This window comes from Leptothrix toolikensis (SeqCode) (assembly GCF_057922285.1).
In genome coordinates this window covers 1-7598 of sequence record NZ_JBYSVC010000101.1, presented here as the reverse complement: position 1 = coordinate 7598, position 7598 = coordinate 1, and the positions used below count along the sequence as shown (strand labels likewise).

10 protein-coding genes are annotated in these 7598 nt (G+C 61.5%); 4 read left to right on the top strand and 6 right to left on the bottom strand.

Annotated features, from left to right (window positions below; translation table 11 throughout):
• Positions 1 to 2 precede the first annotated feature (2 nt).
• The 5 genes from AC3VI7_RS11505 to AC3VI7_RS11485 all read right to left on the bottom strand — a co-directional run bounded on the left by AC3VI7_RS11505 (position 3) and on the right by AC3VI7_RS11485 (position 3023).
• A complete protein-coding gene (locus AC3VI7_RS11505) occupies positions 3 to 956 on the bottom strand; it encodes a M48 family metallopeptidase (RefSeq protein ID WP_489671540.1) in 954 nt (317 codons plus the stop codon).
• Positions 957 to 970: 14 nt separating this feature from the next.
• The gene (locus tag AC3VI7_RS11500; RefSeq protein WP_489671311.1) at positions 971 to 1318 is read right to left on the bottom strand and encodes a hypothetical protein; all 348 of its coding nucleotides are present in this window, start codon (positions 1316 to 1318) and stop codon (positions 971 to 973) included.
• A 23-nt stretch (positions 1319 to 1341) separates the two neighbouring features.
• On the bottom strand, positions 1342 to 1548 hold the full coding sequence (locus AC3VI7_RS11495) for a hypothetical protein (protein ID WP_489671312.1): 207 nt from the start codon (positions 1546 to 1548) through the stop codon (positions 1342 to 1344).
• A gap of 54 nt (positions 1549 to 1602) precedes the next feature.
• Positions 1603 to 2292, bottom strand: a complete 690-nt coding sequence (locus AC3VI7_RS11490; RefSeq protein ID WP_489671313.1) for a class I SAM-dependent methyltransferase — start codon at positions 2290 to 2292, stop codon at positions 1603 to 1605.
• Positions 2293 to 2372: 80 nt separating this feature from the next.
• Positions 2373 to 3023 (bottom strand): YiaD family glycine zipper/OmpA-like lipoprotein, encoded by a 651-nt coding sequence (locus tag AC3VI7_RS11485; RefSeq protein ID WP_489671314.1) that lies wholly within the window; start codon positions 3021 to 3023, stop codon positions 2373 to 2375.
• 168 nt (positions 3024 to 3191) lie between these two features.
• Here AC3VI7_RS11485 and AC3VI7_RS11480 point away from each other — a divergent pair, with 168 nt between their 5' ends.
• The 4 genes from AC3VI7_RS11480 (at position 3192) to AC3VI7_RS11465 (ending at position 7402) form a co-directional block, all read left to right on the top strand.
• A complete protein-coding gene (locus AC3VI7_RS11480) occupies positions 3192 to 4451 on the top strand; it encodes a THUMP domain-containing class I SAM-dependent RNA methyltransferase (RefSeq protein WP_489671315.1) in 1260 nt (419 codons plus the stop codon).
• A 23-nt stretch (positions 4452 to 4474) separates the two neighbouring features.
• Positions 4475 to 6343, top strand: a complete 1869-nt coding sequence (locus AC3VI7_RS11475; protein ID WP_489671316.1) for a diguanylate cyclase domain-containing protein — start codon at positions 4475 to 4477, stop codon at positions 6341 to 6343.
• 74 nt (positions 6344 to 6417) lie between these two features.
• Positions 6418 to 6972: a hypothetical protein gene (locus AC3VI7_RS11470; protein WP_489671317.1), complete on the top strand. Its 555-nt coding sequence runs from the start codon at positions 6418 to 6420 to the stop codon at positions 6970 to 6972.
• Between the two features lie 4 nt (positions 6973 to 6976).
• Positions 6977 to 7402, top strand: a complete 426-nt coding sequence (locus AC3VI7_RS11465; RefSeq protein WP_489671318.1) for a carboxymuconolactone decarboxylase family protein — start codon at positions 6977 to 6979, stop codon at positions 7400 to 7402.
• On the opposite strand, the gene AC3VI7_RS11460 is transcribed toward AC3VI7_RS11465, so the two are convergent.
• Positions 7399 to 7598 (bottom strand): YbhB/YbcL family Raf kinase inhibitor-like protein (locus AC3VI7_RS11460; RefSeq protein ID WP_489671539.1); only part of this gene is annotated, 200 nt, incomplete at its 5' end. The two genes, AC3VI7_RS11465 and AC3VI7_RS11460, sit on opposite strands and share 4 nt — an antisense overlap.

Below are 7598 nucleotides of genomic sequence, written 5' to 3'. Positions count from 1 at the left end.
CCTCAACCCTTCGCTGCTGGCGGGCCGAATTGGCGTGGAGGTTTGGGTGCGCGGGCGTAGAGGCTGGCGACTTGGGGCAAGCTGGACTCGATCTCTTTGATGCGCGTGCTGCTGGAGGGGTGGGTCGAGAGGAATTGCGGCGGGGCGTTCTTGTTGGCGGCCATCATTTTTTGCCACAAGGTGACGCCCGAATGCGGGTCGTAGCCCGCGCGGGCGGCGAGCTCCATGCCCACCAAGTCAGCTTCGGATTCATCTTCGCGGCTGAATTTGAGGGTCAGCAACTGCCCGCCCATGTCGGCGACGGTGCGGCCCACGCTGCTCAGGCCAAACAAGGCTGAGCCGATTTCGATCAGGCCGCGCGTGGCCGTTTGCTTGCCCATGCGTTCGCGGGCGTGCTCACGCAGGGCGTGGGCCATTTCGTGGCCCATGATCATGGCCACTTCGTGATCGCTGAGTTGCAGCTTTTGCAGGATGCCGAAATAGAAGGCGATCTTGCCGCCCGGCATGCAAAAAGCATTCAGCTCTTGCGAGCCAATCAGGTTCACTTCCCATTTCCAGTTGCGCGCCCGCTCGTTCCATTCGTAGGTGAAGGGAATGATGCGCTCGGCGATGGCGCGCAGCCGAATCACCTGTGGATGATCCGGCGGTGCCAGCGCTTTTTTCTGGTTCGCGTCGCCTTGCATCTGCGCGTATTGCTGCTTGGCCGCGTTCTCGACTTGATCGGCCGAAACGATCTGGGTGAACTTGGAGTTGGGCCCCACATCCACCCCTTCGCGCGCCCACGTGGGTAGGGCCGCTGCTGCCCCGGCACCGAGGATCAAGCCGGTAAAGAGCCGTCGGCTGCCCACGACAGCATGACCACCTCCGCCGCCATGCAAGCCGCAGTCGCAGCCCAGCCGGTGCGGCACGGGGGAGGGGATGGACGCATCAGTGATGAAGTCGGAGGGGTGATTCATGGGCGCAGGCGTCCTTATTTGGATTTTGTGCCGTAGTAAAACCCCGTGGCCGCCGATACCAATGTGACGACGGGGCCTAGAACGACGGAGAAATCTTTGATTTCGGCCACGGTGATCGTTCCACACGCCACCAAGATCAGGATGCTACCGACCACGACGACGAGCAGTCCGATCAGTAAGTAGGCGATATGCCGACGGGCCTGATCCTCTTTGGGTCGAGGGTCGTAATCTTGACCCATCGCCAGTGTTTTGACATCTTCGGAAATCTTTTCGTTTGACCAATCGAGATCTTGATCAACTTCGGCACCAAGCCGTGTTGTCACACTACCCACCGGATTCGTGCTGTCGAGGGGTGTTGTCATGAACGCGATGCCTTGAAGGCGGTTTATCTGCGAATGACTTCGCGAATACGTGTACCGTCTTCAATCAGGATCTTTCGATGAGCTTGCTCATTGTCAACAAAGAATTTTTCCGAGTTGATGGAGCGTCGAAGAATGTCAACCACAGAGACTTTCTCCTTGAGCGCTAGGGCTTGCAGGAACTCGACTTGTTCGGTCGGTAGATTGATGGTTATCTTCTTGAACGTGCCCATGACGAGACCTTTAACGTGGTGGAAGTATGGTTATAGTAAACCTTATTGCCATACTTAAGCCATACCACTGCGTCGATACACCAGCATCCGCCCCTTGTACGAGACGCCTCCCTCGGCGGTGGCGGCGCTGTCGAGGCGCTCTTCGTGGCGCTCAAAGCCTTGAGCGGCCATATGGCGGTTAAAGCTCGGGCGATTGCCTCGGTCGGGGTCCACGATCCAGACTTCGGCGCGGTGTTGAGCGTGGTGCTCGATAAAACCGGCCAGATCGCCGTTGCTGTCGCGCTCGTAGAGCAAGTCGCTGCCCATGATCAAGTCAAAGCGACCTTGCACGGCGTTGTCATCGTCCGCGTCTTCGGCCTTGCCCCACTGGCCTTGGCGGTACTTCATGGGGGCGAGGTCGTTGAGCCGCAAGTTTTCCAGCAAGAAGCTGCCGGCCATCGGGTGGCAATCGCTGGCGGTCACATCCGCCCCTCGCCGATGGCCCACCAAGCTGGCCAGGGCCAAGCCGCAGCCGATCTCTAGGATCTTTTCTGCCGTGACGGGGCGCAGGGCCATGCGGGCCGCGAGGTGTGCGCCCGAGGGCCAGAGCAGCCCGAACAGCGGCCACGTGGCCGAGGAAATACCCAAGCGTTCCGCCAGGCCCTCGGGGTCGGAGAACTGTTGCCGATCAAGCAGTGAGCGGATGACGAGATCAGCCACGCCGTGAACGGCGATCTGCTCTTGCTTGGTTTGGTAGCCGGGCATGGTGTCCTAGAAGGGGGTAGCGAAGGGTCGGGACGAAAAAAACGGCACCCGAAGGTGCCGTCTTTCTTTATCGAGCCAGCTTACTGACCTGCTTCGCGCAGGAAAATTTCAACGCGACGGTTCTTGGCACGGCCTTCGGACGTGGCGTTGTCGCCGATGGGTTCATCTTCGCCCTTGCCACTGACTTGGATGCGGTTGGCGGCGATGCCTTGGCCGACCATGTAGTCACGCACCGATTCGGCACGGTTCAGCGACAGCTGGTTGTTAGCCGCAGTTGCGCCGGTGCTGTCGGTGTGGCCGACGATCACGACTTGGTGGGTTGCGTCCAGGCCGCTGGCCAGCTTGCGCAGCACGGGCTGCATGACGGACTTGACCTTGGCTTGGCCGACATCAAAAGAGAAGTCGCCAGGGACGTTGACCTTGAGTTGGTTGTCAGCGGTCCGGGCGATGTCCACGCCGGTGCCTTGGGTGGCGGCTTCCATGGCGGCCTTCTTTTCTTCCATCTTCTTGGACCAGATGTTGCCGGCGACGGCACCCACCACGCCACCGATGGCGGCACCCTTGCCGGCATTGCCGCTGGCCTTGCCGATCAGGGCACCCAAGCCGGCACCGCCCATGGCACCGATGGCGGTGCCCTTTTGGGTTTCGCTCATGCTGCCGCAGCCGCTCAGTGCGATAGCGGCCACCGTGGCGGAAAGGATCAGGGGACGGACAGTGAAATGGATCTGCATGTTAAGAACTCCTTGAGGGGTGAGGGGTACCAATGAACGGTACAAACCAGCCAAACCGTGTGCTTGGCGGTGTTGCGTGATTGTCTCTGCAAGTCCTGAAGATAAGCTCACCATTTGTAACAAACGACTGAAGCGCGACAATCACCTTTTTGTTGCGGCGACTCCCACGTGAATCCGAATCCTCTTTTCTTGCCTTGCGCCGCCGGCGCAGAGCCTTTGCTTGCCGATGAAGTGCGGGCGATTCTGTCGGCTGCCGGTACGGCCCGTGCTGCGGAGTCGGTCAAGGCCGCGCGCGGCGGTGTGGCCTTGGTCGGCAGCACCCAGACCGCCATGCGTCTGCACCTTGAAAGCCGCCTGGCCCAGCGTGTGCTGTGGCAAGTCGCCGAAGGTCCGTACCAAGGCGAAGACGACCTCTACGAGATGGCCCGCACAGTGCGTTGGGCCGAGTGGATTCGTCCCAAGCAGACCCTGCGTGTGGACACCACCGCGCAGCGCTCGCCGCTCAAGAGCCTGCATTTCGCTAGCCTGCGCATCAAGGATGCGGTGTGCGACGGCATGCGCGAGGCCACGGGCGACCGCCCGGATGTCGATCCGCGCTTTCCTGATCTGTCGCTGGTGCTGCACTTGCAAGAAGCGCACGCGCTGCTCTATGTCGATCTGACCGGCGAGGCGTTGTTCAAGCGCGGCTGGCGCGAGGACAAGGGCGAAGCGCCGCTCAAGGAAACCTTGGCCGCTGCCATGCTGGCTGCGGCCGGTTGGCAGGGCCGTGAAGAAGACGGCATCTTGCTCGACCCCTGCTGCGGCGCGGGCACCATCGCCATTGAAGCGGCGCAGATCGCCTGCGGCATCGCCCCCGGCATGCAACGCAGCTTTGCCTTTGAAAAGCTCGGCCCCTTCCGCATGGAAACGGCGGCGGTGGCTTGGCGCGACATGAAGGCTGCGGCGCGTGCGCGCGTGCATGCCCCCTTAGTGATGGTGCAGGGCGGCGATGTGTCGTTCCGCATGACCGACTTCGCCACCCGCAACGCTGAGCGGGCTGGGGTGTTGCACGCCATCGAGTTCAAAACAGCCGACGCTTTGCAGCGCGTGGCCCCAGCCGATCACGGTGTGTTGATGCTCAACCCGCCTTACGGCGAGCGGATCGACGCCAAGGGCACGGGCTCCGGGCACGACCCGCATGCGGGGATGGCGCGCGAAGGCTTTGAAGGCGGCGGCACCTCGCAAGCCTTCTTCTCGGCCTTGGCCAGCCACTGGAAGAACCACTACGCCGGCTGGACCGCGTGGGTGCTGAGCCCCGACGCCAAGCTGCCCCAAGCCATGCGCCTGAAGGAGAGCCGGCGCGTGCCGATGTGGAACGGCCCGATCGAATGCCGCTTGTTCCGCTTTGATCTGGTCAAGGGTTCGAACCGGACGGAGCCCCGACGCTGACCTAGACTGACCCAATGTTGCGCATGTGTCGATCCAAGTACGGGCTGATCCTGCTGGGTCTGCTCGTACTTTTTGGGCTGATCATGGGCCATGAGCTGTACAGCTCCTTGCGCATGGCCAAGGTGGATGCCACGACGGATGCGCGCAACTTGTCCCAAGTCTTGGCCTCAAGGTTGAATTTCGAGTTCAACGAGGCTGAGCGGGTGGTGTCGATGTTGGCCAAAGACATCAACCCAGCGGCGATGCGCCGCGAGCAGGTGCCGCGCTATCAAGCTGAGATCACCCACTGGTTGCAATCGCATCGCCATGCGATCACCAGCGCCGCTGCCCTGCGCATCTTTGATGCTGAGGGCAACCGGATCTACAGCAGCATGGGCGAGCAAGTGCCGATCAACATCGCGGACCGGGCGTTTTTCAAAGAGATCGTGAGCCACCCGAAAGCGACGCTGGTGTCTTATTCGGATGTGCTGCTCGGGCGATACAGTCACCGCGCGTCGATGTACATCAGCCAGCCGATTTTGGCCGCCGAGGGCACGTTTTTGGGGGCCGCCATCGCCATCATTGATGTCAGCACCCTTCAAGAGGAGCTGCAAAAAATTGATCTCGGCTCCGATGGTTTGATTGCGCTGCGGCGCATGGGCAACGGCGCGGTGGTGATTCGTTACCCCGGCATGGCTGAGATCCAAAACAAACCTGAGCCGACCATCCCGGTTCGGCAAGCCATCCTCCACGGCGGTCCCAGCGGTGCTGTGGAGGTGGTTTCGCCCATCGACGGCATCCGGCGCATCTTGGGCTACCAAGTGCTGGACAACCAACAGATGTTTGTGATGGTGGGCTTGGCTGAGCACACCTATTTGGCCGGTTGGCGCGATCACGCCTTGGTGCTGGGCGGGGCCTCGCTGGCTTTTGTGTTGATCTTGGCGGCGGTGTTTTATCGGTTGGCCCGCATGGAGACCACTCGGGAGCTGAGTGAGCGGGCGCTGCGTGAAAGTGAAGAGCGTTTTCGCACCATCGCCGACTACACCTACGACTGGGAGTATTGGCTCTCCCCCGAGGGCTGTGTGCTCTACGTGAGCCCGGCGTGTGAACGGGTGAGCGGCTATACCCCGGATGAGTTTTATACCGATCCCGCCTTGTTAGAGCGCATCTTGCTGCCCGAGGATGCCGCCATCTACCGCACGCATCTTCAGAGCTTGGACGATCAGCCTGAATCGCATATTTCGTTTCGGATCGTGCGCAAGGACGGCGGTATCCGCTGGATCGCCCACGGTTGCCGTCAGGTGATGGCTGGCGACGGGCGGGATCTGGGGCGGCGCGTGAACAATCGGGACATCACCGAGCTGAAGCTGGCTGAGCAAAAAGCCCATGCGCTGGCCTTTTTTGATGTGCTGACCGGCTTGCCCAACCGCCGCATGTTGCTGGACCGTTTGGATCAAGCGCTGTTGCATGCCACGCGTTTTCACCGGGCCTTGGCGGTCATGTTCATCGACGTGGACCACTTTAAAGAAATCAACGACCGCTTCGGCCATGACGCAGGCGACACCTTGCTGTGCCAAATCGCGACGCGGCTGGTGGCGTGCGTGCGGTCGGTCGATACGGTCTCACGCTCAGGCGGCGACGAGTTCATCGTCGTGCTGACCGAGTTGTCCGACCCGCAGGATGCGCGCTTGGTGGCGGAGAAAATGGGCCAAGCGTTCCAAGCCCCGATCCCCTTTGGCCAAGAGCAACTCAAGACCAGTCTGAGCATCGGTATCGCGATGCGGTCCGCCGAAGACAGCGAAAGCGCGGCCACATTGATGCGCCGAGCGGACATGGCGATGTATGCCATCAAGAGCGCGGGTCGCAACGGCTATCGCGTTTGGTCTGCCGAGGATACGGTAGCCCCTATGTGACCGGGGTTACAGACAGCTTCAGGTGGGCGACCCACAATCGCGCCGTTCTGCCCTGATTCTCTGAAAGATGCCCCATGAAAAAACAAAACGTTCTGCTCGCTCTGAGCACCCTGACCGTCCTGATGGCCACGTTGGCTGCCCCGGCTCACGCGGGTGAGTGGACCTTCCTGCCGATCTTGAAGCCCGGTTACAAAGCGGCTCCGTCGCTGGCGCTGACCATCAACAGCAACGATTCGTCGTCGCAGCCCGCCGCCGATGCCCTTGGCTTGGACTTCAACTTCAATTGCGGCTTGATCCAGTCCCCGGATCAGCGCATCCGCACGCACTTCAACCTGAGTCAATCGGACAAGAGCGGCACCAAGGTGACGGGCTATGAGCTCTCACCGCGCTACACCATCCCTTTCGGTGCAGGGATGTCGGCCGGTTTCGGCCCGAGCTTGGCCGCTTTCAGTGTTGATCAAGGTGCCACCAGCACCACGCTCTACGGCGCGGGTGTGGCCGCTGGCGTCAACTATCGTGCCGGCATGCTCTTTGCTGGCGCTGATTTGCGTATCCACAGCACAGGCACCAAGAACGGCGTCGATTACAGCCCGACCACCTTGGGCCTGAAGATCGGTGTGAACTTCTAAAGAGATGTCTTCGCCCGAGATGCATCCGGGTGAGGCCCGGCGTCGCCAAGTCATGGGCGATGTGTTTGTGGACCGCGCTTTGGCGCAGGCCGACGCCTTTTCAGCGCCGCTGCAAAGCTATGTCAACGAGCACGCTTGGGGCTCGACGTGGCTGCGCGAGGGCTTGGCGCTCAAGCAGCGCAGCCTGTGTACTGTGGCGATGCTGGCGGCGCTGGGGCGCAGCCAAGAACTCAAGGGCCATTTGCGCGGTGCCATGAACAACGGTGCCACGCTGCTGGAGATCCGTGAGGTGCTGCTGCATGTGGCCCCTTATGCGGGCGCGCCAGCGGCGATTGAGGCCGTGCGCACCGCCCAAGCTTGGATGGCTGAGAACGGCCTGCGCTTCGACGAGGCCGAGCCCCTCGTCCCCTCGGCCCCACCCACGCCTTAACGGCCGTAGGTCGCTGTGAAGCTGGCTTGGCCGATCTTGTTGGCGTTGATCATGAAACCGATCAACGCAGCGGTGGCTTCGGCCGGCACCTCAAGCGTGGCGGTCTTCAGCGCATAGATCGTGAAGATGTAATGGTGCGGCTTGTCGCCTTGGGGTGGGCAGGGGCCGCCATAGCCGGTCTTGCCGAAATCCGTCC